Annotated in this window: 28 protein-coding genes and 3 pseudogenes; 10 read left to right on the top strand and 21 right to left on the bottom strand. The window is 34.3% G+C overall.

Translation table 11 applies throughout. The annotated features are described in order from the left end of the window. The first annotated feature begins 317 nt into the window (after positions 1-317). Positions 318-428, top strand: a complete 111-nt coding sequence (locus AC3EMB_RS05155; protein ID WP_000505669.1) for a YjcZ family sporulation protein — start codon at positions 318-320, stop codon at positions 426-428. 59 nt (positions 429-487) lie between these two features. On the opposite strand, the gene AC3EMB_RS05150 is transcribed toward AC3EMB_RS05155, so the two are convergent. From AC3EMB_RS05150 to AC3EMB_RS05135, 4 genes and pseudogenes are all read right to left on the bottom strand, one after another. Beyond that, entirely contained in the window at positions 488-859 is a 372-nt protein-coding gene (locus AC3EMB_RS05150) for an ATP synthase subunit I (RefSeq protein ID WP_423118022.1), read from the bottom strand. A 39-nt stretch (positions 860-898) separates the two neighbouring features. Then, the gene (gene pssA, locus AC3EMB_RS05145) at positions 899-1,483 is read right to left on the bottom strand and encodes a CDP-diacylglycerol--serine O-phosphatidyltransferase (protein WP_043938275.1); all 585 of its coding nucleotides are present in this window, start codon (positions 1,481-1,483) and stop codon (positions 899-901) included. Beyond that, the gene (locus tag AC3EMB_RS05140) at positions 1,476-1,934 is read right to left on the bottom strand and encodes a MarR family winged helix-turn-helix transcriptional regulator (protein ID WP_265938309.1); all 459 of its coding nucleotides are present in this window, start codon (positions 1,932-1,934) and stop codon (positions 1,476-1,478) included. Before AC3EMB_RS05140 ends, pssA begins: the two co-directional genes overlap by 8 nt. A 73-nt stretch (positions 1,935-2,007) precedes the next feature. Next, positions 2,008-2,232 (bottom strand): annotated as a pseudogene (locus AC3EMB_RS05135) (hypothetical protein); the annotation flags it as partial. Positions 2,233-2,509: 277 nt separating this feature from the next. Between AC3EMB_RS05135 and AC3EMB_RS05130 the strand changes: the two are divergent. Further along, positions 2,510-2,776: a YmzC family protein gene (locus AC3EMB_RS05130; RefSeq protein ID WP_000400965.1), complete on the top strand. Its 267-nt coding sequence runs from the start codon at positions 2,510-2,512 to the stop codon at positions 2,774-2,776. 178 nt (positions 2,777-2,954) lie between these two features. Here AC3EMB_RS05130 and AC3EMB_RS05125 read toward each other — a convergent pair whose 3' ends face one another. After that, complete coding sequence (locus tag AC3EMB_RS05125) at positions 2,955-3,509, bottom strand: HPP family protein (RefSeq protein WP_000368840.1); 555 nt, start codon at positions 3,507-3,509, stop codon at positions 2,955-2,957. A 116-nt stretch (positions 3,510-3,625) separates the two neighbouring features. Continuing rightward, positions 3,626-4,210: a CGNR zinc finger domain-containing protein gene (locus AC3EMB_RS05120; protein ID WP_095691312.1), complete on the bottom strand. Its 585-nt coding sequence runs from the start codon at positions 4,208-4,210 to the stop codon at positions 3,626-3,628. Between the two features lie 419 nt (positions 4,211-4,629). On the opposite strand from AC3EMB_RS05120, the gene AC3EMB_RS05115 reads away from it, so the two are divergent. Then, positions 4,630-5,169, top strand: coding sequence for a DUF4352 domain-containing protein (locus AC3EMB_RS05115; RefSeq protein ID WP_488517540.1), 540 nt, complete (start codon positions 4,630-4,632; stop codon positions 5,167-5,169). Positions 5,170-5,272: 103 nt separating this feature from the next. On the opposite strand, the gene AC3EMB_RS05110 is transcribed toward AC3EMB_RS05115, so the two are convergent. After that, positions 5,273-5,530, bottom strand: coding sequence for a hypothetical protein (locus AC3EMB_RS05110; protein ID WP_000013694.1), 258 nt, complete (start codon positions 5,528-5,530; stop codon positions 5,273-5,275). 197 nt (positions 5,531-5,727) lie between these two features. On the opposite strand from AC3EMB_RS05110, the gene AC3EMB_RS05105 reads away from it, so the two are divergent. Both AC3EMB_RS05105 and AC3EMB_RS05100 read left to right on the top strand, forming a co-directional pair. Beyond that, positions 5,728-5,853, top strand: a complete 126-nt coding sequence (locus AC3EMB_RS05105) for a YjcZ family sporulation protein (RefSeq protein ID WP_000540377.1) — start codon at positions 5,728-5,730, stop codon at positions 5,851-5,853. Positions 5,854-6,653: 800 nt separating this feature from the next. Further along, on the top strand, positions 6,654-8,036 hold the full coding sequence (locus AC3EMB_RS05100; protein WP_488517539.1) for an alpha/beta hydrolase: 1,383 nt from the start codon (positions 6,654-6,656) through the stop codon (positions 8,034-8,036). Between the two features lie 95 nt (positions 8,037-8,131). Here the strand turns inward: AC3EMB_RS05100 and AC3EMB_RS05095 are convergent, their stop codons facing one another. The 7 genes and pseudogenes from AC3EMB_RS05095 to AC3EMB_RS05065 all read right to left on the bottom strand — a co-directional run bounded on the left by AC3EMB_RS05095 (position 8,132) and on the right by AC3EMB_RS05065 (position 12,820). Next, positions 8,132-8,518 carry a hypothetical protein gene (locus tag AC3EMB_RS05095; RefSeq protein WP_053565118.1) on the bottom strand — a complete coding sequence of 129 codons (387 nt, stop codon included), beginning with the start codon at positions 8,516-8,518 and terminating at the stop codon, positions 8,132-8,134. 28 nt (positions 8,519-8,546) lie between these two features. Beyond that, positions 8,547-8,666, bottom strand: a pseudogene (locus AC3EMB_RS05090) (GNAT family N-acetyltransferase); the annotation flags it as partial. Positions 8,667-8,854: 188 nt separating this feature from the next. Then, positions 8,855-9,517 (bottom strand): class D sortase, encoded by a 663-nt coding sequence (locus AC3EMB_RS05085; protein ID WP_488517538.1) that lies wholly within the window; start codon positions 9,515-9,517, stop codon positions 8,855-8,857. Positions 9,518-9,573: 56 nt separating this feature from the next. After that, positions 9,574-10,176, bottom strand: coding sequence for an excalibur calcium-binding domain-containing protein (locus AC3EMB_RS05080; protein ID WP_488517537.1), 603 nt, complete (start codon positions 10,174-10,176; stop codon positions 9,574-9,576). 608 nt (positions 10,177-10,784) lie between these two features. Continuing rightward, a pseudogene (locus AC3EMB_RS05075) lies at positions 10,785-11,222 on the bottom strand (GNAT family N-acetyltransferase); the annotation flags it as partial. Positions 11,223-11,583: 361 nt separating this feature from the next. Beyond that, the gene (locus AC3EMB_RS05070; RefSeq protein ID WP_001025898.1) at positions 11,584-11,907 is read right to left on the bottom strand and encodes a hypothetical protein; all 324 of its coding nucleotides are present in this window, start codon (positions 11,905-11,907) and stop codon (positions 11,584-11,586) included. A gap of 49 nt (positions 11,908-11,956) precedes the next feature. Further along, on the bottom strand, positions 11,957-12,820 hold the full coding sequence (locus AC3EMB_RS05065) for a hypothetical protein (protein ID WP_232733568.1): 864 nt from the start codon (positions 12,818-12,820) through the stop codon (positions 11,957-11,959). Between AC3EMB_RS05065 and AC3EMB_RS05060 the strand changes: the two genes are divergently transcribed. After that, positions 12,821-12,976, top strand: a complete 156-nt coding sequence (locus AC3EMB_RS05060; RefSeq protein ID WP_080348377.1) for an IS3 family transposase — start codon at positions 12,821-12,823, stop codon at positions 12,974-12,976. Positions 12,977-13,213: 237 nt separating this feature from the next. Here AC3EMB_RS05060 and AC3EMB_RS05055 read toward each other — a convergent pair whose 3' ends face one another. The 4 genes from AC3EMB_RS05055 to AC3EMB_RS05040 form a co-directional block, all read right to left on the bottom strand. After that, positions 13,214-13,627 carry a CDI toxin immunity protein gene (locus AC3EMB_RS05055; RefSeq protein WP_000212599.1) on the bottom strand — a complete coding sequence of 138 codons (414 nt, stop codon included), beginning with the start codon at positions 13,625-13,627 and terminating at the stop codon, positions 13,214-13,216. A 13-nt stretch (positions 13,628-13,640) separates the two neighbouring features. After that, entirely contained in the window at positions 13,641-16,409 is a 2,769-nt protein-coding gene (locus AC3EMB_RS05050) for an S-layer homology domain-containing protein (RefSeq protein WP_098566633.1), read from the bottom strand. An 822-nt stretch (positions 16,410-17,231) separates the two neighbouring features. After that, a complete protein-coding gene (locus tag AC3EMB_RS05045; protein WP_044783246.1) occupies positions 17,232-17,777 on the bottom strand; it encodes a GNAT family N-acetyltransferase in 546 nt (181 codons plus the stop codon). 132 nt (positions 17,778-17,909) lie between these two features. After that, entirely contained in the window at positions 17,910-18,017 is a 108-nt protein-coding gene (locus tag AC3EMB_RS05040) for a YjcZ family sporulation protein (protein ID WP_000540375.1), read from the bottom strand. A gap of 214 nt (positions 18,018-18,231) precedes the next feature. Between AC3EMB_RS05040 and AC3EMB_RS05035 the strand changes: the two genes are divergently transcribed. Beyond that, positions 18,232-18,366: a hypothetical protein gene (locus AC3EMB_RS05035; RefSeq protein WP_001177693.1), complete on the top strand. Its 135-nt coding sequence runs from the start codon at positions 18,232-18,234 to the stop codon at positions 18,364-18,366. A 92-nt stretch (positions 18,367-18,458) separates the two neighbouring features. Here AC3EMB_RS05035 and AC3EMB_RS05030 read toward each other — a convergent pair whose 3' ends face one another. Both AC3EMB_RS05030 and AC3EMB_RS05025 read right to left on the bottom strand, forming a co-directional pair. Further along, entirely contained in the window at positions 18,459-19,019 is a 561-nt protein-coding gene (locus AC3EMB_RS05030; protein ID WP_078400407.1) for a PRK06770 family protein, read from the bottom strand. 351 nt (positions 19,020-19,370) lie between these two features. Next, complete coding sequence (locus AC3EMB_RS05025; protein WP_488517536.1) at positions 19,371-20,846, bottom strand: MDR family MFS transporter; 1,476 nt, start codon at positions 20,844-20,846, stop codon at positions 19,371-19,373. 142 nt (positions 20,847-20,988) lie between these two features. Between AC3EMB_RS05025 and AC3EMB_RS05020 the strand changes: the two genes are divergently transcribed. Then, complete coding sequence (locus AC3EMB_RS05020) at positions 20,989-21,564, top strand: TetR/AcrR family transcriptional regulator (protein ID WP_088024836.1); 576 nt, start codon at positions 20,989-20,991, stop codon at positions 21,562-21,564. A gap of 624 nt (positions 21,565-22,188) precedes the next feature. Continuing rightward, complete coding sequence (locus AC3EMB_RS05015) at positions 22,189-23,076, top strand: DMT family transporter (protein WP_440038827.1); 888 nt, start codon at positions 22,189-22,191, stop codon at positions 23,074-23,076. A 199-nt stretch (positions 23,077-23,275) separates the two neighbouring features. Here AC3EMB_RS05015 and AC3EMB_RS05010 read toward each other — a convergent pair whose 3' ends face one another. Beyond that, the gene (locus AC3EMB_RS05010; protein WP_000348456.1) at positions 23,276-24,043 is read right to left on the bottom strand and encodes a TSUP family transporter; all 768 of its coding nucleotides are present in this window, start codon (positions 24,041-24,043) and stop codon (positions 23,276-23,278) included. Between the two features lie 250 nt (positions 24,044-24,293). Between AC3EMB_RS05010 and AC3EMB_RS05005 the strand changes: the two genes are divergently transcribed. Further along, complete coding sequence (locus tag AC3EMB_RS05005; RefSeq protein ID WP_000384613.1) at positions 24,294-25,079, top strand: TrmB family transcriptional regulator; 786 nt, start codon at positions 24,294-24,296, stop codon at positions 25,077-25,079. Positions 25,080-25,085: the final 6 nt, after the last annotated feature.

Raw genomic sequence — 25,085 nt, 5'->3', positions numbered from 1 at the left:
TAATATTACATATAAAAACCCTATTTATCGCTGCTATAATAAACTTACTCGATGATTGTTATATTATTCATAGGTTATACCTTCTTAACACCAATTTTACAAAGAAAAAAGACATCTTAATTGATGTCTTTTTTCTTATATGATATCGACGCAATACAATTAAGATGATTCCAATCGGAAGAAGGCGCCTTAGGGTGTCTTTTTTATTTTCCAAAGGACCTGCTCAATTATTGCGTAAAAAACATAAAGTAATTTGAATCCGTTAAAATACATGAGTGTACCCTTGTTTTCCCCTCTTATTAAAAGGAGGAACTATTATGGGTTTTGGTGGTAGTTGCGGCGAAGGCTGCGGTTTTGCTGGAGGATTTGCTTTATTAGTTGTACTGTTTATTTTATTAATCATCGTTGGAGCTTCTTGCTTCTGCTAAAAAACTATCAGAAAAGACACTCTTATATGGGTGTCTTTTCTTTATAATAAAGTGAAACTTTATTCCTCCGCATCCCTCATACTGTAATACCCCAAATTAATAATAACCAAGAAATACCCACCCATAATTCCAGCAGCGAATGTCCACATGAATTCATCGTGTTCAATTTCATACATAATAATCGCACCGAGTATTGCTGCTGCGAATCGATTTATCATTCCGAGCATCGGTGCTTTTTCTTTTTTTACAATGCTATCTCCGAGCTTTTCAATACGCCTTCCTAAAATCCAGGCGCAGTACATACTCACCAAAAGGCCAATGCTTATCCCGACAAACTGGGCTGAAAAAGGTGTCAGAAACCATCCCAATAACATTACGCCTAGCAAACAATACATTTGTATGTTGAACGATCTTAATGCCATACGAATCATGTTATTCTCCTTTATCTTTCTCGTTGTAATTCCGTATCATCAATCCAATCTTCCAGGCTTCAAGCTTTCAGCTATATCTTTTTTAAAATGAGGGAATTTGATTTTGCTCACCATTAAATAAGCGAGTACGCATGTACCAAACGCCACGGAAACTGGATTCTTTAAAAAACATAAAATGAGGAGACACATTGCCGCGAATGGAATCGGCATTCCGATAAATGTCGGGAGTTTGCTTTGCTGCGTGTTAAATCTCGCAAGCCGAAGCATTCCGCAAATACTGTAAGCAAGCGCACATATCATCCCGATAGACTGCAAATCTTTTAACGCGACACTATATGCAAGAATAGACGGTGCCACACCAAAAGTAACTAAATCCGCAAATGAGTCCAACTCTCCACCAATTTCTGAAACAGAATCAAGTTTCCGAGCAACCATGCCATCAAAAAAATCAAACAACATACCCGTAATAATAAAAACTGCTCCCAAATAAATATCGTGAACGAAAACAGCGTAAATAGCTAAAAGCCCACATATAAAATTTGCTATCGTAATCATATTTGGTATGAAACTCATAATACACTTCTCCTCCTTTCTACTAATTGCTTCATCTACGTTCTTACTCATTACAATTAAGATCCTTCTGTTTTTCTTCCAATATCACTTTATTTATTTTCGTTAACGTATCTGTCATTTGCTCTAGGGCGTTTATATCGATTTTAGAAAAATATTTCTCAATTAATACATCATCTAACTCAGACAACCGCTCTATATACTTACTACCGTTTGGACCAAGTGTAAGGAAATACTCCCGTTTATTATTAGGGTTTACTTGTTTTGAAATCATCTTCTGTTTCTCCAATTTAGATAAAACTTGGCTAACGGCACTTTTTGATACATTAAAAGTAGTCGCAATGTGATTTGCTGTCGTATTTTCATTTAAATTAATGTGAAATAGCATGCTCTCTTGCTGTCCTGTAAGACCGAACTCATCTTTCAACTCCTGAAATAGTAAAATGTAGAATTCATTATAAGCTCGGTTCATTTCATTAATTACTTCTTTATACGTTCTAGTCATAGCGTTATTCCTCCATGCTTTTATTTCGTTTTGTCAAATAGTTAAGTTTACTTAACTTAACTATAGTATATCGTTATGTTCGTGTAAAGGGAAATATAACTCTACACTTTATCAGTTGTGCTTTTAATGTATGTAAAACTTTCTCTCTCTTCATAATCTTCTATATCAGCTTCTTTCCAAAGCTCAAGATTAGCCCCTCTCCTTTCTCCAGTTATATTGCTGCAAGACCAATGTATAAGAACATAGCATCTAAATCTTCATCTATATCAAGCTCATCTAAACACTCTTCTAAAACAAGTTAAGTCACAGCTTCCTTCATCCAAATACCCAATTAATCGTTCTGAATAATCAAAAATAAAAACAATTAAATTCCATATAGACCCATTACTGGTTAAAATGTTATAATAAAATCACCCTACATAGTTACTCATAGCCAGACTGAGGAACTAGCGTCTTATTAAGTAATGCGCATAACTAAAATAAAAAAGACACTTTACGGTGTCTTTTTTATTTATATTCCTAGGAATTATCTCTTTTATAAACACACTCTATCAAACAGTAAAGGAGACAAACAGATGGAACATCCTGTTGCAAGAGAATTACGTTTTATACGGGTATGTCTTATCATTTTGATTATTGTCATTGCATTCTGGGACCGGGAGAAAACTGTGGAAATTACTGATCACGGTAGCGATCCTATTTTAAACACCAGCAATATGACCCAAGTTGGTGAGAATACATTTGCATACAAAGATGAATCGAATCAAATTAAAATATTTAAGTTTAATCCAGATACAAATGAAATAAAATTAATAAAAGAGTTTTATGCTAACGAATATTAATTACATGAATTAAATAATTCAAATCTGTAGAAGGCACTTTAAAGTGTCTTTTCTTTATGAACTACAAAGTATGAGGACCCAAGTCATTAGCTGCAATTACGACTAAGGCTTTTACTATATAAAAAATAAAACATATTAAGAATAGAATACTCACTTAAATTATTTTTCACTTCACAAACTACATCCAAAAAGTTGGATAGCTTCTTTTACTACTCATATTATTAATGAATAAAGCAATAACTACAATAACAACGGAGCCAATTAAAACTGGTGTTACTAAATAACTCCAACTATTTGCCCCTAAAATAACGATAATCGGATCGGCGCCTGCCGGAGGATGCGTCGTTCTCGTTAACATCATAACGGCTATTGCCATCCCCACCGCTAAAGCAATTGTCCAATATTCATTCCCAAACAAATGATATATTGATAGACCAATGAAAGTTGAAATCAAATGTCCTCCAATAATATTACGCGGCTGAGATAATGGCGCATTCCAAACTCCAAACGCTAATACACAACTCGCACCAAATGGAGCCATTAATAATTCTGTAGAGGTTATGCTCGTTAAATATGTTAAGGTAAGAATTGTTAAAAATCCCCCTAATAGTCCTGTTAAAGAGTCCTTTATATTTACTTGTAATGGGCTTCTTCCTTTCCCTTTCATTTTTGTAAAATATCGTACACTTATTGGTTGAGGATCTTTCTGCTTAGTTGCTGTTATATTATCCATCGTTCTCCTCCTTTATTTACCAACAATTATAACCCGACATAACTAACCTGTAAATATTAATTTAAGGGGTTAGTTTTAAAATACAAAAAAAGAATCAACTGTTATAAGTTGATTCTCTAAACTTCCTCAAATTTTCGATCCTGAAATTTTGCTACCTTTTTCCGGTTCCCACATATTTTCATAGAACACCATTTTCGTTTTCCACTCTTATCTATAAATAATAAAACACAGTCAGGATTTGAACACCTTTTAAGGGAAATAAGCTTATTTTCTGCTATTAACGTTAAAGCGTCAAATGCAATTAACGATGCGAGTACATCCTCGATTTCTCCAACTGGGATAGATACTAGCTGCTGTTCAATGATTTTATATGCAAATGGTGCCTTCTCAATTTGTTTTTCTAAATACGTAATAAAATCATTAGAAATTTCTTGCTGATCAGCAATTGCCTCAAACTGTTTTCTCAATACTTCTCTTACCTCTAATATGCTAGATGTAACTTGATCCATTCGCTTCTGAATTCCTATAAGTGTTTTTTCATTCCAAAAAGGAAGATTAACCTTTATTACATGTAGCCATTCTAATACATCTTCATCTGTTATTAATAAATCATAACGTTGTCCACGCCTAACTAACTCTGTATTTACTAAATCTAATGAGAGATTTCCCGATATAAGCGGGAATTGTTTTGTTTCCTGCATGTACTCATCACCTTCTCTTTAAATAATCATATTCCAAATTAATACAGAAGTACAACTTTTTTATAAACTACAAAGTATGAAGATTAAGGCCTTTAGCCATAATTACGACTAAAGGCTTTTTGTATGTAAGTAAATGAAAAAGGAGCTTATTTTATGGAACATAATAAAAATGGAATTCTTGCTTTAATTGTTTTATTTTTAGGATTAGTGTTTTTTGTTAGTGGAATGGTTTATCATTTATGGGGCTCATTTTAATTTCAACTTTTAGACAGATAAATAATTCGAATCAGAGAAATGTACAACACTTTCCCTTTTCCTTCCAAAATTAATATAATAAGATATAAAATGTAATACATATAAAGGCAAATATATATAGCACTCATTAAAAGTGCTTCTATTTTGGAAGGAAGAAACAAACGATGAACAAAAAGTTATTAGCATCATTATTATGTAGCACATTCTTGTTTGGAATATCAGCTTGCAGTTCACATGATGCGCCTGCGAAAAATGAGCAGGCGACTTCTAAAAAAACAGAGAATGACAAACTTAGCAGCAAGGATCCGCAAAAAGAACTTCCTACCAATGTAGATTCCTCTGATGTATACATGTCAATGGGATCTGCCGAGTCATTAGATGTTCTAGGGACTGGAGAAGTTAAAGCACAAGGTGTCTTTAAAGTATTAGACATCGCCGTTTATAATCGTAAAGAAGAACCCATTACACTAGATATTAACAACTTTAAATTAATTGATGGATTTGGAAGAGAATATCACATTTCCAATGAATATCAGTCAGTACTTAAAGCTGCAAATATCTCCACATTCAAATTTAATATTGTTAATCCTAATGAAAGTTCGGAAGGAAACATTGTATTTGATGTACCGAAAAACACGCAAGGATTAACTTTAAAAATTAATAATGATAAGTTAGATAAAGAACTCCAATTAAAAGTGGAATAGGCCAATAAATGCGTCTCCCTTAACATTCTCTACCGACATAAAAAAGTACAGTCTTTTCTACAGCAGACTGTACTTTTTTATTTATCATTTCACATAACATTCCCTAATTTTTTTGACTAGATGCTCTCCAATCACGAAAAGATGTTGGGCGTCCAGAAAAAGCTCTTTGCTTTGTAACAGATGGTTTTTCTTCAGGAGTCATTGTTTTTTCTTTAAGAGTCGCTGGTTTTTCTTTAAGCGTCACTGATTTTTCTTCAAGAATAGTCACAGCTGTTTGCATTTTCTCTAACTGTTCTTTCAACAATTGTTGTTCAATCTTTAAATCCGTAAGTAAACGTAAAATCATCTCAGAATTAGCCATAAGATCCTCCTTCCCCCAATACACAGAATAAAATACAATATGTAGCAGACGAAATACCGGTGACAAAAATAAGGTCGTCAACTCTTTTTAACTTCCAAAATCCTTTTATTTTTTTAAGGACCTGCTCCATTCACCCTTAAAAACATAAATTAAATTAAATCCATTAATAAATGGTCTTTATGGAAGGAGGAGTTAATATGGGCTATGGAGGTAGTTGTGGTGGAGGCTGTGGTTTCGGCGGCGGATTTGCCTTACTTGTTGTGCTCTTCATCTTATTAATCATCGTTGGCGCTAGCTGTTGGGGCGGCGGATTCGGCTGCTAAGGAGAGGCACTCTTGAGAGTGTCTTTTTTTTGATATGTGGCTCGTATACATATTGTTCAAATCTATATAATTTTTAAAAATATAGTTTTAAAGCATATTTCTCAATGAATAAAACAATTTAACATGGTAAAATAATATTTGGATGGGAGTCCAATATATTATTAAAATTAAGATGGTTCAAGTCGAAGGAAGGCACCTTAGGGTGTCTTTTCTTTATGACTTCTATCATCAACAAAGGGTGATACAAACTATTACATATGTTTGTACCACCCTTTATTGATGCGTTTAGACTTCACAGGTGTTGAAGTTTTAGACTTCTCCCTTAGTGTACCCATATTATTAGAACATCCTGTAATCTGTAGACAAAATGTAGCTAATAAAAACAATATTAATAATTTCTTCAATAAATCCTCCTACATACATAAAACACCATATATTACAAAACAAACATAACATCAACTCTTCATAAAAACAATATAATCCTTGGTCCTTAAGCTATCTCTTAACATAGGAGTACCGCCACATATCCATTTTTAAAATATCCCCTACTTAAGGAATTTGTAAGTATCAAGTAAGAAAAACGAGAGCTTTGTTTCCTATAATCAAAATATAAAGTGAAGGAAGAAAGATTATTTCTGAAGTTTATATGCACGTGGAAGAAGGAGAAATCTACGTTTTTTTAGAGTAATAATATGAGTGTGTCCGAGTTTTGGAGATTGCTTGCAAATATTTTGAAGTTTTCGCACCAGAATTCTAATTACCATACCTGTTTTGTACCATCACATATTGGAGGTTAAAACATGAATAAAAAAAAGAAAATACAAAGATCAGTACTTACCTTTACCCTACTCTTTTCTTTAGGCGTTTCATCTTTCCCGCTTACAACAACTATTCACGCAGATACACGCGAGGAACAATCTGCTGAAAAGAAACTAGTCTCTTTAACGGAGCGTACATCATTATTTTTTGAATATCTCCAGCAAGGTAAGTATGCAGAGGCACTCCAGTTGACGTCTACTGCTTTTCAATCTAAGTTTACAGCAACCACATTACAAAACTGGTGGACACAAAGTGGCTGGAGCGGGATAAAAAGCATGGGAACCCCTGTGATAAAAGAACGAAACTTGGTCCATCAGACGGTAGAAATTCCAGCAGCTACCGAAGGAACTACCATACCACTACTCCTTAAATTCACACCTGGCGGGAAAGTAGATGAAATTGGAGAAAGGCCACCCGAGGAATCTTTTACCATCCCCCATCCTAGCTATGATCAACCTAACTCCTATCAAGAACGTGAAATCGTCATTGGAAATTCTACCTATCCGTTACCAGCGACATTAACAGTTCCGAAACATAAGCGTAGTGAAAAGCTGCCCGTAGTTGTTCTTGTTCATGGTGCTGGCATCCATGATCGCGACAGCACATACATGGGAACAAAAATCTTACGAGACATTGCGGTGGGCCTTTCATCCAACGGAATTGCAGTGTTGCGCTATGAAAAACGTACCTTAGAACATGCATTAAAGATGAGTGCAGAACCCGTTACGTTAGACCGTGATACTACAGATGATGCTATATATGCAGCAAAATCCGTAGCGCAGCAGGAAGGCATTGATCCAAATAATATTTTCATTCTTGGACATAGTCAAGGAGCCGGTACAATGCCACGTATACTGAGCAAAGCGCCTTCCTCACTTGTCCGAGGAAGTATCTTACTCGCACCACCTGCACGCCCTTTGACTGACATTGCCATTGATCAGTATGAATACCTTGGGGCGTCAAAGGAAGAAATCGATGAACTAAAAAGACAGGCTGCTTTTATTCAGGATCCTACTTTCAATCCTGACCATCCTCCAGCTGGCTACAATTTTGGGTCACCTCATTTTATGTATGATGTTTCTAGGTGGCGTCCAGTTGAAGAGGCAAAATCACGAAAAGAGCCTTTACTCATTTTGCAAGGCGCACGCGATTATCAAGTAACAGTAAAAAATGAATATACAAAATGGCAAGAAGGGCTTGCAAACCGCGGGAATGTTCAGTTCAAAAAATACCCGAAATTGAATCATTTCTTCACGGAGGGTGACGGAGAATTAAGTCTTCCTAGTGAATACGAAATCCCTGCTAACGTTCCCGAATACGTCATCCAGGACATTATTACATGGGTTAACGAGACAAAAAAATAAGAAAACATCAAAAGCCTTCATGCAATTATCATTGCGTGAAGGCTTTTTGAAACTAGTGATTCAGAGATAGCTATTATAATGCATCAAAACGAAAATTATATTTTTCTACGTACTAAATAAAATGCTAAGGAACCCATAATAACAGGTGCAACGAAGTCAAAGAAATATGAAAAAGTAAAAGTAAAAAGAAAAAGAAATGGTATAAGTGTATAGATAACTGCTAGTCCTATAAATAAAGGAATTCCAAATTGAAACTCTCGACATCGTTTAATTTTCCTATATAAAACTTCCCCAATTAGGCAAGCTATAAGAGCTGGTATACTACCATAAGTGACGATAGTTTTTATGAACCCCTGTAAAACGTCTGGGTGAATAAAGCTAGGGTTAAAAATATATGAAATTAAGAACCATCCAAAAATAAAAGCAAATAGACTTGCAGCATAACTAACTACAAATTTTATCAAAGTAAGCAACGTAATCATCCTCACAATTCCCTAATATTATCTTCATTTTATCATTTTCTCTTAAAAAGATTCCAAAAGGGTATACTTGCCCTTCAGCTTTCTTTTTTAACGCTTGTTCAAGACCTATTTTTTGATGTTATTTTGTATAAAAAACTTTTGGGAGCAACCTGTTCTGTTAGGTTGATAGCGATGGGGTGCCGCCAGCATTTCGAAAAAAATCACGCTAAACAAAAAACTATAACAAACTTTCCATATTGGCAACTAAATTACATAAAAAAAGACACTCTAAGGTGCCTTTCTCCGACTCGATAACCACTTTAATTTTACTAATGTGTATTGGACTTTCCATCCTCATCAATGAATGGAAAGTAGAGATGCTTCAATTATGTACCGATCTGGAGCGTCTCCTATATAGTCAAAAGGATAACAAGTTGTTAATGTTAATGTCGGCTCACTTTTTTCTACAATAACTGTTCGATCTTCTGAATCTGTTATCCAATGCTTGTTAATTTCATATGTATATGTTTTATTTTCATATTCCACGATAAGTTGGTCATTTTCCTTTAATTGACCAAGCTGGGTAAAAACAGTATCTCTATGTCCACTTAAAACTGTATGACCATTTCCAGATGGTGTAGTAGTTAAGTCACTAACAAACATACCTACACCCTTTTTTAGTACTTTATCATCAGCTCCCCAATATATAGAGTATTTCTTTTGTATTTTAGGGATAATTAAATATGCTACTTTCTCTCCTAACTGATGGTTTACCTTTGAAGCAGGAATTTGTACAGGTTCTTCTTGTAATGAAGTGTCAGTCTTTATCTCTGTCTCTGTTTGATTGATGTTTTGCGTTTCATTTTCTTTAGAAGGTGTGGAGATCTCATATTGTTTAGCCTCGCTAGTTGTTAACGACTCTGCTGATTGTCTAGCACTATACCATTCCAGAAAATAATAGGAAAAGATAGTAAGTCCAATAACAGTTAAACATAAGCCTATCCATTGTTTTTTATTCACTTTTATCACTCCATTTGAAAACGACAGGATTTCTCCTGCCGTTTTAAGGAACTATTTTATGCGTTTGTCTTTTTACGACGGAACATTAATACAGATCCAGCTAATGCTAATCCTAAGCTTGCTAGCATCATTGTAACACCGTTTGATGCTGTATTAGGTAATTTTTCACCTTGTTTTTTTGTTTCTTTTTTCACAACTGTATTAGTATTTTTCTTTGTTTCTTTTGCAGTTGTTTGAGGCTTAGTTTGTTCTTGTTTATTATTTGTTGTTTGGTTGTTTTGTTTTGAATTCTCTTGCTTAGTGTTTTCTTGTTTAACAGGTTCTTGTTTAGTGTTTTCCTGTTTAGTATTTTCTTGTTTAGGTTGTTCTTGTTTAGGTTGTTCTTGAGGTTTAGTAGTTTCTTTATTTTCTGTTGTAGTATTTGTGCTCTTTGGATATTTATAATCTTCACATGGAATGCCGTCTTTATCATTATCTAAACGGTGCGGATCATTTCCAACACCATATCCATTTTGATCCCAGAATGCTTGAGCATCTTGTTGACTTTTAAAATGGCCACAGTTTTTTGTATCATTAGGACTCTTAGCTGCAAATGCAGAAGAACTGTACCCCACTGTTAATAGTGTTACCGCTGTTGCTGAAGCTAATAATTTTTTCATAAATTTCTTTATCCCCCTAAATGGTATGTATTTACATTGAAATATTTTACATTTAAAAAATTATAAATACAATAATAATTTGTAGATAAATGTAAGATTTCTAGATAATAATACCAAACTATTAATTCATATATTGTCATATTATGTCGAAAGAAAATAAAAAAAGAGCCAAGGCCCTCTTTAATAACTACTAATAACCATAATCACTATTCTCACAGTAATATGAATTTGGTTTATCACAAAAAATATATGTTGTTTGTTGGATAAATAATGGCCTTGATGAGGCGTTAACTGAAGTGGCATTTAACATCCTCAAATAAGAAAGTCCTTGTATCTCCCTGGTGTTAATCTAATTGTTTGTGGAGTTGTGGATTTAAATGTTCTACTAGTCAATGTGACGAACACAGCAAATACAAAGCTAAAACTAAAACAAATAAGAGTCTTAGTGTGGTTAGTTGTAAAATTTTCAAATAGAGTAATTGTAGAGTTAGGTGGAATTTCAAGACTTGTAAGGTTAGTTTCTGATTCAAAAATTGTAAAGGTCCCTATAAAACTGTTGGTAGAGTTTGAAGAGTTACATGATTATCTTTATTGGAATCAAAATAAACTTACACATCCAAGCTGTTGATGATAGCTAATATTTGATGATCTGTCCATTTGCCATTAATCCTTATATTTTCTTTCGCTATACCTTCTTTTTTAAATCCCACTTTTTCTAATACACGAATAGATGCTAAATTATCAAGCATCGCTCCTGCTTCAATTCTATGTAGCTTTAATTCCCTAAAAGCAAAATCTACAACAAGTTGAAGAGCCTCTGTTGTATAGCCCTTTGCATTATGCTCCTTATCTAAAGTAAATCCCGTATAACAGCTTTGGAGGTCTCCCCTAACAATTTGAGTTAATGAAATGTCTCCAATCAGTTTATCATTTTCTCTTAAAAAGATTCCAAAAGGGTATACTTGCCCTTCAGCTTTCTTTTTTAACGCTTGTTCAAGACCTATTTTTTGATGTTATTTTGTATAAAAAACTTTTGGGAGCAACCTGTTCAAAAAATTGATAAAGAATAAGCGATTGAAGGATGAAAACAGAAGACTACAAGGAAAACTGTATGAACAAATATAATGAAACAAGGCTCTTACTTTGTAGCGGTATCCACGAAGTAAGAGCCTTGTTTTTTCTACTCATTTTTTATATCAGTCTTGATTTCCCAATGGAAAGGCACAGAAAATCTACTACAGAAGTTGTGATACCTCTAGGATTAACAAATTCTTTAAATTTCTGTGTACTACGTACAAGCCCTCTACTTTTGGCATGTGCCTCTAATTCAGCTCGAACTTGTATTGTATCCGGAGCCATTCTTTCTAAAGCATGCGCAGAATATTTACGATCATTAATTTCGAGTTTTTAAAACTCATTTATTGTAACTGTAAAATGTGGTTTGAATTTTACTTCGATTGTTTTGTTTTCTACGCCACCTTGGACATATAATGAGTCATTACGGGTATAGATTCGTTTCGCCGAATGCATCTTGGTTTCAAAGATACGTTTATTTTTATAATACAAATTTAATTCAACAGTTTCCTCGTAATAACACATAATCATTACTAATTCAAAGCCTAATTTATCTATTTTATTATATCTATATGCACCTGCACCTGGAATAAAATAATCTTCTGGTTCACTCTCGAATATTTCTAATAATTCATATTCATCATATTGTATATTCAATTTAACAACTCCTTACGTGAATGGGCTCAATCCACTTTATTTATAATATTCACGATTTATTAGGTACAACGGATACAACATCGCCATTATCATTCAATACGACTCTAACATCTTTCCCATCGTATTGCCATAGACCAGGTTTATTTCCAGGTTGTTTAGTAGCATGCTTAATTGTTTCTTCTACTACACTTGGTGTTACACCACGTGGATCAACTTTTTTTAATTCCTCCATGTATTCTTTTGATCCGAATGTGTAACCATTCCTTTCAGCTCTTTCACGTGCACGCTTTGTAAGTTCTGCTCGAACCTGAATTGTATCAGGCGCCATTCTTTCAAGCGCATGTTCAGTATACTTACGCCCATCAATGACGCCGCCACCTCTTGGCATACTCCATCCAATCTCTTCAGTTACCTTTGATACTTTTCCTAAATCCTTCGCTTTTTGCTCTAACTCTCCATATTTACCAAATACTCGACCAATAACTTTAGGAGTGCCACCTACAACTGTAGAAACAGTTCCCCATACATAATCATTCGGCTCATATTTTCTGTCTGTGAAAAATTCTCTTCCATTATAAATTTGTAAACCTTGTTTAATTTGTCCAACAACTGGAATAAAATCAAGCGCCATAGATCCTAATTCATTCGTTCGCTTTTGTTCTTCCAAATATTCTTTCATTTTTTCAGGTGGTACACCAAAATCCTTAAGACGGGTTGTTAACCCATCCATATTACCAACATTTTTAACAACATTAGACGTATCTATTTTGTAGCCTGAAATTTTATTAGCAGAATCCATCATATTATTAGCAGCATCTAATCCAGACATAATATCTGTATGTAGTGTTGGAAATGCTTGTTGAGCTTCTGCAACATGCGTTGAAACACTATTAATTAGTCCATTTTTGGTCATATGATAGATAAATTAGATTACAAAGATTGTCAAACCTTTGAATCCCTTGAGCTCAACATAAAGGATTATATAGAGGAGTATAATTATAATCGTTATCAGTGGACATTAAAAAAGATGGCCCCGATCGAATATCGGAACCATCTTTTAAGTGCTTGATTTTTTAGAGCTTTTTTATTAAACTGCCCATTTTATAGGGTACAGTTCACAAAATACCGTAGCTATTTTAAAAGCAACATAAGAATATCGACAGTTCTAAAAACACTGATAGTTAGCTGCCTCATTAACCCGTACTTATAAATAGGAGAAATGATCATTATTATAGATAGGGTTGAAAACCTTATTAAAGTTCACATAAAAAAAGTAGGGGAAGCCCCTACTTTTTTCATTCACTCCTTATTCTAAAATCTCTTTCTTATTACCAATACGTACTTCACCTTCATGATAAAACTCTATTGCATATCCTAGATTTGGAGAATAGAGCCAAGTATCAAAACTTACTGCTGTAACATCATCAATTACCTGTAGTATTTGATGTAAATTCGTTTTTATGATTGGTAAGGATGCTTCATCCCAAATAATATAAATGATATAAGAGTCTAAACCGTATTGTTTATTTAGATATGCTTCTATATCATCCAAATAAACGATATTTTGGAAATCACTGAATTTATCCCAATCAATTCTGGCCCAACTTGTAATTGGAAATGAGTTTTCAAAGCTATCTAAGATTTTTTCTCTCTCTTCACCTTCAAAAACTACTATATTTTCTCCTAATGCCTCGATACATTCGTCTAACAAAGTTGCCATTATATTTATCACCTTACTTGTTTAAATGTTTTAATAGTGATTTAAATAACTCTTCATCACCTTCTATTGGAATTGCATATTTAGTAGATTTACTTCCTTTACCGTTTCTAAAATCGTCTACATTCATATGTAGACCTTTTTCAGGATCATAATCTAATCGCCATCTTGCTTTTTTATCAGCAGTTTGTCTTCCAATTACTTTACCATATCCTGCACTTTTTTTCATTGTTCCAACCATTGGAATAGAGTCGCTACCTAAATTCCCTAAAAGATCCATTGCTTGATTTCTAGCTTGTTCATAGGTTTTGACTTTATCAAGAACAATTTCACCCGATTGAGCACCTTTTGAAACCTTGCCTAGTTTCTGTGCATTTTTCTCAAGATCGCCAAGTTTACCAAATGTACGGCCAATTATTTTTGTTGTACCGCCAGTAACTGCAGCAAGCGTTCCTGTTACAAATTCACTTGGACCATATTTTTCATGAGTAAACATATCCTCGCCCGTAAAGAGCTGGATACCTTGTTTTAGTTCTCCAAATCCAGGAGTAATATCAAGCAGGAATGAAGTTTGTTGAGCAGAACGTTTTTCTTCTTCCAAATACTCCTTCATTTTTTCAGGTGGCACACCAAAATCACGTAACGTGTTTCTTAGTCCATCCATATTCCCTATGTTTTTGGATGCCGCAGGCACATCAATTTTATAACTCGCAATTTTATTAGCAGAATCCATCATATTATTAGCAGCATCTAATCCAGACATAATATCTGTATGTAGTGTTGGAAATGCTTGTTGAGCTTCTGCAACATGCGTTGAGACACTATTAATTAGTCCATCAGCCATTACTGCTTGTTTATGAAGTGATGCCCCAGCTTTTTGTACAGAATCTCCAAACTTATGGAAACTTTGATTTACTACGCGTAAATCACTGGCCATTTGTTTATATTCAGGCAATCTGCTTTTAAAACCTTCATGCATAGCTGTAACTTGTTGTCCGTAGTCCCGAACCCCATCAGCAAATTTACTGATTTCATCTTTTGGTAATGTACCAACCCATTTTTCTGCTGGCTCAACAAATGTGTCATTGATTGTTAGCCAATAAAGACTTGTTTGGTCAATAAGCGATACCGTTAGATCCGTTACTGCAGTCAAAGTATCAGCATACCATTCGACCAATTGTTTTTTATACGCCGTCATATCGTTAGCATAGTTTTGAAGCTTAATTTTATCTTGTTGTGCTAGGTTTTTACCATTCTGAATTTGTTGAATAATATTACCTGAATCCTGATTCGCTTTATCTAAAACCATTATGCTATCTTTTAGTAGCATTAATTTGTGGATCTTGCCAAAATCCTCATTCATCATCTCTAAAGTAGCGATGGTAGAATTGTATTTTTCTTTTATAGCTGGATCAGCTTCTTTTTCGTAGATTTTATTCACTAAATTCGTCATATCAGAATTTTTTATGGTAGTTAGAAATCCTGATAAGCTTGCTGCAAGTTCACTTGAATCTACTAGAGCCATATCATAATTTTTAGTTTCTTTTGCTTTTTTAAAGCGTTCGGAATATATTTTCACCAAATTTGCAGTAGTTTTTAAATCTGCAATGTCCTGACGAATTGTATCTATTTTATTAGATAGAGATTGATCAAACACGACTGCAAATAATTTTTGCACAACGTATGTTTGACCATTGTAGTTCACCTTAAACCATAGAGGACCGTCTTCCCCTACTACTTCAAGAATTTCATCCTTTCTAACTTTTATTGGGTCAAATCCCCTTACAACTGTTCTGGATTTGTAGATATTTTGGTCGAGGGATTGGATTGTTATCCACCCTTTTACCATTTTACCTGTTCTATCAAATTGGAATTGTTTTCCTTTGTAGGTTACATCGCCTTTTTGAATCACACCGTTATCGTCTGCATAATACCAATGGGTAGTTTGAGAGAACCATCCTTTTTGTGCAGCTCCACTTACCGTATCAAAATAGTAGTCCTTTCCGTCTACGGTATTCCATCCTGAAGCTAGATTACCATTTTTATCGAAGAGATAGGTATCATCCCCTGAACGTAATAATCCAGTATGTTTCACGCCTGGTTTGTCATAATAGTATTTCTTTTCTCCATCTACAACCCAGCCAACCGATTCATTGTTTTTTATACTTGATGTTGCCATGATTGTCCTATATAAGAACACAGAAAATTGCTCTCTTGTGACAAGTCCATTTGGATTAAAATTGCCATCACCAGTACCATTTGTGATTTTATTCCCAGCTAATATTTTGACATATTCGTTAGCCCAATGACCTTTCATATCCGTAAAGTCAAAATTCCCTTTCGGTTTTAAATCGAAGGTTCTGACAAGTACTGCAGCCATTTCAGCACGCGTCATATTATTTTTCGGATTGAATTGTTTCTCTACATTTACGCTAAATATGCCCCGTGCAGTAAGTGCCAAAATTTCCTTTTTAAAATTGCTATCACCAATATCAACAAATGGATTATTGGTACTATCTTGCGGTTTTAAATATCGATACAAGAATGCAGCAAGATGTTCGCGAATAATAGGATCCGTAGCACCGAAATATCCATTTCCGTATCCTGTTATAATCTTATTTTCAGCCATATACATCATTTCTTTATATGCCCAGTGGGTTTTAGGAACGTCAATAAAAGATGATGAATTCACTTGACCATTTTGTTCTGCATACGCTGTTCCTACTGTACTGAATAATAAAATACATATCACAGAACTTAAAAATAATTTCTTAATTGTATTCATAATAGATCTCCTATTCAATTTTTAAAAATATAATTGCAAAATCAGCACTTATTTTATCCTTCATTTACGGCGTTTTATATAATTATCAAATTTCTATTCATACTAATATTTCGCATAAGGACAACCTAAGTCATTCTGTCTAAACAATAATTAGTTCATAAGATGTTTCATGTTTTAAATGTAGTAGCCCGTTTATGGAACCTTCTTAATAAACAGTAAAACCAAGTTTTTTAATTTGAAAATCCCTTAGTCTAAAATTCGCATTATGTTGAAGAGATCCATAATAATACTAATCTCCTTTCTCTTTGACGCGGCCTATTTGATTTAAAACTTCGACTTCCTCTGTAAACATTGATGCATAGGTAGAAAGTAATTAAAATAATGATAATATAAGTCCTATGGTTTTCTTCATACTCGCATCTCCTTATCAATTCGTAAAAAACTTTTTAATTATATATTAGGTTTAATTACTATTAAAATAAAAAAATATAAATATGCATAATTACATATTTACCTTCTCAATAGAGTGTACTCTATTGAGAAGCTTACAAGTTATTGATTTTAAAGGATTTAGAGTTTCTCAAATACACTTATCAAAATCGAAGCGTGGTATTTAATTTCAGAGTGGCCCTTGAAACCCATAATCGTTTCCGTACCCCTATAATGCTATTCATTTTTTTATACATTCCTATCCTGGCGTGGGTTGCAGAGTTTCCGTTTTTTACTGAATTAGCCGAAAAACTCACGCTAAGCAAAAAATATAATAAGCTGTCGATATAGACAGCCCTTTACATAATTATCGTTATTGGAATCAAAATAAGCTTACACATCCAAGCTGTTGATGATAGCTAATATTTGATGATCTGTCCATTTGCCATTAATCCTTATATTTTCTTTCGCTATACCTTCTTTTTTAAATCCCACTTTTTCTAATACACGAATAGATGCTAAATTATCAAGCATCGCTCCTGCTTCAATTCTATGTAACTTTAATTCCCTAAAAGCAAAATCTACAACAAGTTGAAGAGCCTCTGTTGTATAGCCCTTTGCATTATGCTCCTTATCTAAAGTAAATCCCGTATAACAGCTTTGGAGGTCTCCCCTAACAATTTGAGTTAATGAAATGTCTCCAATCAGTTTATCATTTTCTCTTAAAAAGATTCCGAAAGGGTATACTTGCCCTTCAGCTGTCTTTTTTAGAGCTTGTTCAAGACGTATTTTTTGATGTTCTTCTGTATAAAAAACTTCTGGGAGCAACGGGCAAACTCGTTGAAAAAATTCGCGATTTCTAATATGTAAGTTAGCTAACTCGTTAGCATCAGCAGTTTTATAAAGCCGAATATAAATGTGCTTCCCTACTAGTTTCATAACATCCCTCCAACATTTTTATATGTCTAATGAGGAAAAAATATACCGTATACTACATACAGTTGGATATTATCAGGAATCATTTTGCACGAAAGAAAAGACACTCCATATGAGTGTCTTTTCCAATAGTTTTTAGCAGAAGCAAGAAGCTCCAACGATGATTAATAAAATGAATAACACAACTAATAAAGCAAAGCCTCCCGAGAAGCCACAACCGCCACAACTACCACCATAACCCATAATAGTTCCTCCTTTAGATAAGAGGGGAAAACTAAGGTTCACTCATGTATTTTAATGGATTCGTTTCATCTTATGTTTTTTCGTATTGATTGAGCAGGTCCTTTCGAAAACTATTCACATATTAACTATATTTTTAAAAATGAATAATTCAACTATAACAATAAATAGATAAATTAATATAATGTATTAATTCTAAAAGAAGGGAGGAATAGCCATGCAATTAGTTTGTTTTAAAATAGTAAGTGGTCAGTATTTCTTGTTTGTAGAAGGTATTCAAATTCCTGTACCAATTCCAGCAGTTGCTGCAGCTTTATTAATTGGTTTAGGAGTAATTCCACTTTGTTCTTAATGTAAGGAATTCGGATCATTCCTATCTTTCCATTGGAAAAGCCTCAAGTATATGAATACTTGAGGCTTTCTTTATATCAAAGAAAAAACACCTTACAGCGCTTGAAGATCTCCTGATTTAAATAATGCGGCCGTTACATCATCACCGAAAGTATTGAAACAGAATACTTGCTCGTCTACCTTATCCATTACTGTAGCTTCACCTATCTTGCCACCTTGAAGTTTAATAAAATAGTTATGTTCTTCTAAAATTTCACTAAAATCTCTATTTGCCCATCTTTCAGTAATTGCTAATAGCTCTTCTTTATTCTTGAAATTGTTTCCGTTTAGAATGTTTCTTACTTTCTCTGCATTCTTTTTGGACATAGGGGTTGCTCCCTTTCCTTCACACGCTTTTACTTTTTGATGAGTCATGCTATGCATAGCTGAAATCACTTCTTCTTCAGTAGAAGTTACTGTAATGTGAAGTTGTGCATTTGAGCCTTTCACTTCTGCTTCATTCGATAGTATGTCTTCTTTATTAACCTCTGCAAAAACATGGTCCTCACTCTCAAGCGGGACTTCAGCAAACTGTAACATTCCATAAGTCATACCAGTTGCAAGTACTACTACACCTATAATAGATGCTAGCCAATACGTTAGCTTCTTGTCCATCTTCATTTCCCCTGTCTTCGTTTAAATATATTAACTAAAGAATACCATATTAAATTCCTTTTTATTGAAGAGTCTCTAATTGTTACTATAAAAAACGTGTAAATCGTTTAATAAAAATATAATAACTTCATAATCATGACTATGCCTATTCTCATAACAGGATCTATATACGATGTCACTAAATCATCTGGTGAACTATTAGTTATTAGTACGGCTTTGCATCGTTATTCTCAAAAAGGATAATTATTGTACATACCAATTCTTATGTATGAAGACACCCAAAACAAGTGTTACGAAAAAAATATAAAAAAGACATCTTTTCTAGGGAAAGATGTCTTTTTTATATAAACCTTAATGTTCGTTCTGTAAAACCCTCGCTGCCTTTACTCCTTCTTTCTCTTCTTTTAAGAATAACGATACGATAAATGCAACAATAATAAAGATTAACCCAAGTGCAAATGCACCTTGGAACCCTGACGTTAAACCGTTTAACTTCTCTACTGGATCCAGTGGATTTGCGGAGCTCTCCATATAGCTAGTTGTTCCTGAAGACATTTTCGAAATAAAGATAGCTGTACCAATTGCACCAGCTACTTGTTGCAACGTACTAAATAGTGCTGTTCCGTGCGGATATAAATCTGGTGTTAATTGATTTAAACCGTATGTTTGTGCTGTCATGACAAACATGAGTCCAACCATTAATACGCTATGCATGACAATAATTTGTACCATTGATGTATCAGGAGTAATGCCTTTAAATAAGAACATTGCAATTCCTACTAAGACAATGCCGGGAACGATAATAACTTTCGGACTAAATTTATCAAATAGTTTACCTGCGATTGGTCCCATTATGGCGCTAATAACACTTCCCGGAAGCATGATAATTCCTGATTTAAAAGCTGTAACGAGTAAAACGGTTTGCAGGAACATCGGTAATAAACTCATCGTTGAAAATAACGACATCATCACAATGACAATTAATCCAACTGATAATGTAAACATCGGAACTTTAAATGCTCGTAATTCTAAAATTGGATTCTCAATTTTCAATTGTCGAACGGCAAAAATACATAATGAGATAAGCCCAACAATTAAAGTGCCATACACTTTTGCATCGGACCATCCTAAATCACCCGATGCACTAAAGCTATACACAAGCCCGCCAAATCCTAATGTCGATAAAAGGATAGATGGGTAATCTACTTTTGGCCTTGTTAACTCTGAAACATTTTGAATGTACTTCATCCCAATCATAATGGAAATGATCACGATAGGAATAACAATATAGAATAACCAGCGCCAATTTAATGAATCCACAATTACTCCAGATAATGTAGGGCCAATTGCCGGAGCTGCCATCATCACGAGTGCGATTAATCCCATTGTCGCACCACGTTTTTCAGGTGGACAAATGATTAAAATCGTATTCATTAATAACGGTGTAATTAACCCCGTCGCTACAGCTTGGACGATACGGCCAATTAATAAAACGGAAAATGTCGGTGCGAATCCCGCAATTAATGTACCGACTAAAAACGTTACCATAGCGATCAAAAACATCTGTCTCGTTGTAAGCCACTGCTGAAGTAACGCTGTAATTGGGACTAAAACCCCAACTACTAACATGTATGCTGTAGAAAGCCATTGAATCGTTGAAGCCGTTACGTCAAATTCTTTCATTAATACCGTTAACGCATTTCCAAGTAATGTTTCATTTAATAATGCAACCATTGCCCCTAAAAGTAATGCAATTAAAATGGGGATATGTTTCAAATTAGAAGTATCAACTTTGCCACTTGCTGGGCTCTTAGTTGTCATATTCATTTACAGATTCTCCTCCTGTTTCTTACTTAAAAAACTTTAAATACACCGGAACACATGTAATATAATATACATATGTAGATTAAAAAGGGAGAATCAATTTTCAGCCACTGTATATTTAATCTACAAAAAAGGAGAATTGTAGATGAACGATAATGAAAAACAACTTGATTTACGTATTAGACGTACACATAAATTACTGTGGGATTCCTTATTTGAATTAATGACGCAATCAAAACAGAAATATAGTACGATCACGATTAACCAAATATGTGACCGCGCAATGGTACACCGAACAACCTTTTATAAACACTTCGAAGATAAAGATGCTTTATTAGCATTTGGATTTAAACGATATAGCAAGATGATTGCTGAAATACCGGTTTCAGATCGATTAAGTAAACCATTTCAAGTAATGGAACAATTTCTACACCATGAAGAAATCGGTAAAATATTAGAAACGCAAATGTCTGATGAACAATTTATTAACCGAATACAGCATTTAAGTCACGAAACGAGAAAACAAGAAATAGAAGCGTTAAATCAACTGCACAAAAATCATACGATGCCCAATGATTTAATCATTGAATTTTATTCAGGGGCAATCACCTCATTAAGCGCATGGTGGTTTAAAAGTGAAAGAAAAGTTTCTGCTGCTGAAATGGATAGGTATCTCCATCAACTTATTAATCGGGATATTTTTCAGTTTGAAAAGGAATAAGACTACACCTTTTCAATCATGCAATAAAGTGAAACTTTAATCAGCCCTCACCAATCGGACTTTAACGGACAGCCCGACCCCCACCTAACTTCTTTGCTTCCACTGAATTTTGAGGTGGGGGTCTTACTGCCCGTTAAAGCGGGATCAAATTGACCACAAAATAGGAATATGATATATTTTCCGTAGAATACTATATAAGTATGACATCAAATAAAATGGCATATAATAAAAAGAAGAGATGCGCTAACATCTCTTCCTTAACTGCTACCGTATAGGGTGGTGGTTATTATACGTTATTATTTTTTACGAAACCCACCCTTTTGCTTGTGACGGCGCGGAGTGGTTTTTTTGTTGTCCTTATCTAGAAGTTGCTTCCGCAAAAAATACGCTGAAACTTCGCGCACATCGTACGTCTTGATTCTGTACTGTCTGTTCCGCTACCAGATACGTAAATGAACGTCATGTTTGGATTTAACTCCGCTAATGTTTTCGCGGCGGATAACATTAAATCAATGAAATAAAACGTCGATAAATTTAAGTTACAAATATTCAGAATTAATATTAAAATAAAAATGGGGATAGGGGTATGGGCTTATAAAATTTATACATAACGAGGGAATAGAAATGAAACTACAATTAAAAGCGGATTTAATGTTACTACTAGTTACATTCTTTTGGGGTGCATCCATCCTACTTACAAAGCTTGGACTTGATGGCATAGAAGAATATAATTTAATCGCATTACGATTTATTATCGCTTTTCTTTTATCAGGTTTAATATTTTACAAACATTTATTTAAGATCGATTTTAAAACTGTAAAATATGCATTTATACTCGCTTCTGTCTTATTTATCGTTTACATTTTCGCGACTTTCGGTACAAAGTATACGAGTGTTTCTAATGCTGGTTTCCTACTATGTCTCACAGTCATTTTCATTCCAATATTATCAGCTATATTTTTAAAACACATTCCGGAAAAGAAAGTTATAGTAGGAATCATTTTAACGATAATAGGAATCGGCTTATTAACATTAACTAGCGAATTCAAAATCGGTAACGGCGATATATTTTGCATACTGTCAGCCTTATTTTATGCCATTCACGTCATCATTACTGGAAGCGTAACGAAACATGTGAATTCCATTGCACTTGGAGTAGTGCAACTCGGTTTCGTCGGCCTATTTAGTCTTATTTTCTCATTCATTATAGAAACACCAAAACTTCCTAGCACGATCAACTCATGGCTAATCATATTAGCTTTAAGCATATTTTGCACCGCAGTCGCATTCATCGTGCAAGTAATTGCCCAGCAATACACGACACCTACCCATACAGGTCTTATTTTTTCATTAGAACCTGTCTTTTCCGCAGGCTTTGCTTTCGTCTTCACAGGTGAAACGCTGACAGGAAAAGGATACTTAGGGGCTACGCTTATATTATTGAGTGTGTTAATTGCTGAGTTGGATTTTAAGAGTTTGTTGAGGCCTAATTATAAGAAGAATATAGAGTAAACATTTCAATATAATCAATAAACATACCCCAGAAAAATATGAGTTTATATTATTTTCATTCTCTTCACTTAGATTTTCTTTTTAGATGCTATCTTCAAATAAGGTAGCATCTAAAAAATGTTAAAAGGAATCTCTCCTTAGTATCTTCTTATACTTGATGTAGTTTGCATACTTGACCTTTTCTACGTTCTTTAATTACTTACTGAATATAGTCATACAGATTTTTCGCTAACAATAAACAAGTTACTGTAATGAAAAGGGCACGAACATACCCGCTTCCTTTTTTTATAGCAAATTTGGAGCCAACAATCCCTCCAGCAATTTGAGCAATCCCCATTATAAAACCATATGCATAGTTTACTTGCCCTACATACATAAACATCAACAATGCACCAACATTACTTCCTAAATTAAGAAGCTTCGCATTACCTGCTGCTTTTAAAAAATCATACCCAATAAATAAAAGAGAAAACATTAAAAACGAACCTGTTCCAGGACCTAGAAATCCATCATAAAAACCAATAGCAAAAATAAAAAAGGTAAAAATAATGACGTGTCGACCAGACAATTTCTTATGAGTGGAAATACTACCCCAATCCTTTTTGAATATCGTATAAATAGCGACCGCACCAAGCATAATCAACATCAATGGCTTCAGTACTTCTGGATTCATTAAATGAACGGTCCATGCCCCTATTATGGAACCTATGAAAGTGAGCGGAACTAATTTAAACGCCGATTTCAAATCAAGATTACCAGAACGATAAAACACAATATTACTAGTTGCACTTCCCATTGTCGACGCTAGTTTATTCGTAGCTACTGCACTTGCTGGATTCAGTCCTGTAAATAATAAAGCTGGTAAAGCAATGAGTCCACCACCACCTACAACTGAATCAATAAATGCAGCTACAAATCCAAAAACAATCAAAATCATTAATACAGATGGGTCTAAATAAAAATCCATACTATTAACCTCCCCTTTAGTCACTATTCGAATAGTAACTAATAATTTGCTAAATGTAAACAGTTATTGTAACGTTAAAATATAAAGTGAAACTTTAATCAGTGGGGCCACTGATTATTAGTTGAACCAATCGGGCTTTTACGGGCAGCCCGACCCCCCCACCTAACTTCTTTGCTTCCGCTGAATTTTGAGGTGGGAGTCTTACTGCCCGTTAAAGCGGGATAAAAGCAAACATCGGAGGACGAAAAAAGTGGACTACATAGTGCAACAGCTTAAAAAAATTGGTTTCAATGAATATGAAGCTAAATCTTATGTATCTCTTGTTAAACAAGGGCCTGTCACAGCCTACCAAGTGAGTAAAGATTCGGGTGTCCCAAGAGCGCGAATTTATGAGATTTTAGGTAACCTTGTAGAAAAAGGAATTGTCATGAAGGAAGAAATAAATGACACCACTCGCTATTCACCTCTACCTGTTGAAATCTTTTTACAGAAGGCGCAATCAGAATGGCAGTCTACTTATGAAGGAATCAGTGATTCATTAAAAACACTAGAAACTTCCGAGGAAAAAACGGATAATCGAGTGATTACTTTAAAAGACAATCAAACAATCATTAGCTATTGTCAGGCATTAATAAAAAAAGCAGAACGACGTATTGTCATTTCAATGTGGGATGAGATGTATGAAGCGTTAAAAGAAGATCTATCTGAAGTAGCTGATAAAGTTACAATACAAGGTATTACCCTACATGTTGAAAATCCCATTAAAAATCTAGAAGCCCATCGCATAACACCTTATACAGAAACCTTGTCTACAGAACATTGGTTTATTGTATCGATAGATTCTAAAGAGATGATTTATGGACCATCACTTGAAGAGCGTAATATTGCTTTTTATACAGATGACCCCGTTCATATATACCTATTAGAGGATTATGTATGGCATGATGTTTTAGTAAATCGACTTGTCCGACGTAGCCAAGATGACTTGCAGCAATGGATTACTGCAGAGAGAAGATCTTTCTTTATGGGGAAATGAGGAACA

It is taken from the genome of Bacillus sp. LQ16, assembly GCF_057784645.1.
This window is presented reverse-complemented; position numbering and strand designations above follow the sequence as displayed.

What these genes read in the sequence shown, in the direction of transcription:
- AC3EMB_RS05155 (WP_000505669.1), top strand. Translation starts at nt 318, where the DNA reads ATGGGTTTTGGTGGTAGTTGCGGCGAAGGCTGCGGTTTTGCTGGAGGA.
- AC3EMB_RS05150 (WP_423118022.1), bottom strand. Translation starts at nt 859, where the DNA reads ATGATTCGTATGGCATTAAGATCGTTCAACATACAAATGTATTGTTTG.
- pssA (WP_043938275.1), bottom strand. Translation starts at nt 1,483, where the DNA reads ATGAGTAAGAACGTAGATGAAGCAATTAGTAGAAAGGAGGAGAAGTGT.
- AC3EMB_RS05140 (WP_265938309.1), bottom strand. Translation starts at nt 1,934, where the DNA reads ATGACTAGAACGTATAAAGAAGTAATTAATGAAATGAACCGAGCTTAT.
- AC3EMB_RS05130 (WP_000400965.1), top strand. Translation starts at nt 2,510, where the DNA reads ATGGAACATCCTGTTGCAAGAGAATTACGTTTTATACGGGTATGTCTT.
- AC3EMB_RS05125 (WP_000368840.1), bottom strand. Translation starts at nt 3,509, where the DNA reads ATGGATAATATAACAGCAACTAAGCAGAAAGATCCTCAACCAATAAGT.
- AC3EMB_RS05120 (WP_095691312.1), bottom strand. Translation starts at nt 4,210, where the DNA reads ATGCAGGAAACAAAACAATTCCCGCTTATATCGGGAAATCTCTCATTA.
- AC3EMB_RS05115 (WP_488517540.1), top strand. Translation starts at nt 4,630, where the DNA reads ATGAACAAAAAGTTATTAGCATCATTATTATGTAGCACATTCTTGTTT.
- AC3EMB_RS05110 (WP_000013694.1), bottom strand. Translation starts at nt 5,530, where the DNA reads ATGGCTAATTCTGAGATGATTTTACGTTTACTTACGGATTTAAAGATT.
- AC3EMB_RS05105 (WP_000540377.1), top strand. Translation starts at nt 5,728, where the DNA reads ATGGGCTATGGAGGTAGTTGTGGTGGAGGCTGTGGTTTCGGCGGCGGA.
- AC3EMB_RS05100 (WP_488517539.1), top strand. Translation starts at nt 6,654, where the DNA reads ATGAATAAAAAAAAGAAAATACAAAGATCAGTACTTACCTTTACCCTA.
- AC3EMB_RS05095 (WP_053565118.1), bottom strand. Translation starts at nt 8,518, where the DNA reads ATGATTACGTTGCTTACTTTGATAAAATTTGTAGTTAGTTATGCTGCA.
- AC3EMB_RS05080 (WP_488517537.1), bottom strand. Translation starts at nt 10,176, where the DNA reads ATGAAAAAATTATTAGCTTCAGCAACAGCGGTAACACTATTAACAGTG.
- AC3EMB_RS05065 (WP_232733568.1), bottom strand. Translation starts at nt 12,820, where the DNA reads ATGACCAAAAATGGACTAATTAATAGTGTTTCAACGCATGTTGCAGAA.
- AC3EMB_RS05060 (WP_080348377.1), top strand. Translation starts at nt 12,821, where the DNA reads ATGATAGATAAATTAGATTACAAAGATTGTCAAACCTTTGAATCCCTT.
- AC3EMB_RS05055 (WP_000212599.1), bottom strand. Translation starts at nt 13,627, where the DNA reads ATGGCAACTTTGTTAGACGAATGTATCGAGGCATTAGGAGAAAATATA.
- AC3EMB_RS05050 (WP_098566633.1), bottom strand. Translation starts at nt 16,409, where the DNA reads ATGAATACAATTAAGAAATTATTTTTAAGTTCTGTGATATGTATTTTA.
- AC3EMB_RS05045 (WP_044783246.1), bottom strand. Translation starts at nt 17,777, where the DNA reads ATGAAACTAGTAGGGAAGCACATTTATATTCGGCTTTATAAAACTGCT.
- AC3EMB_RS05040 (WP_000540375.1), bottom strand. Translation starts at nt 18,017, where the DNA reads ATGGGTTATGGTGGTAGTTGTGGCGGTTGTGGCTTCTCGGGAGGCTTT.
- AC3EMB_RS05035 (WP_001177693.1), top strand. Translation starts at nt 18,232, where the DNA reads ATGCAATTAGTTTGTTTTAAAATAGTAAGTGGTCAGTATTTCTTGTTT.
- AC3EMB_RS05030 (WP_078400407.1), bottom strand. Translation starts at nt 19,019, where the DNA reads ATGGACAAGAAGCTAACGTATTGGCTAGCATCTATTATAGGTGTAGTA.
- AC3EMB_RS05025 (WP_488517536.1), bottom strand. Translation starts at nt 20,846, where the DNA reads ATGAATATGACAACTAAGAGCCCAGCAAGTGGCAAAGTTGATACTTCT.
- AC3EMB_RS05020 (WP_088024836.1), top strand. Translation starts at nt 20,989, where the DNA reads ATGAACGATAATGAAAAACAACTTGATTTACGTATTAGACGTACACAT.
- AC3EMB_RS05015 (WP_440038827.1), top strand. Translation starts at nt 22,189, where the DNA reads ATGAAACTACAATTAAAAGCGGATTTAATGTTACTACTAGTTACATTC.
- AC3EMB_RS05010 (WP_000348456.1), bottom strand. Translation starts at nt 24,043, where the DNA reads ATGGATTTTTATTTAGACCCATCTGTATTAATGATTTTGATTGTTTTT.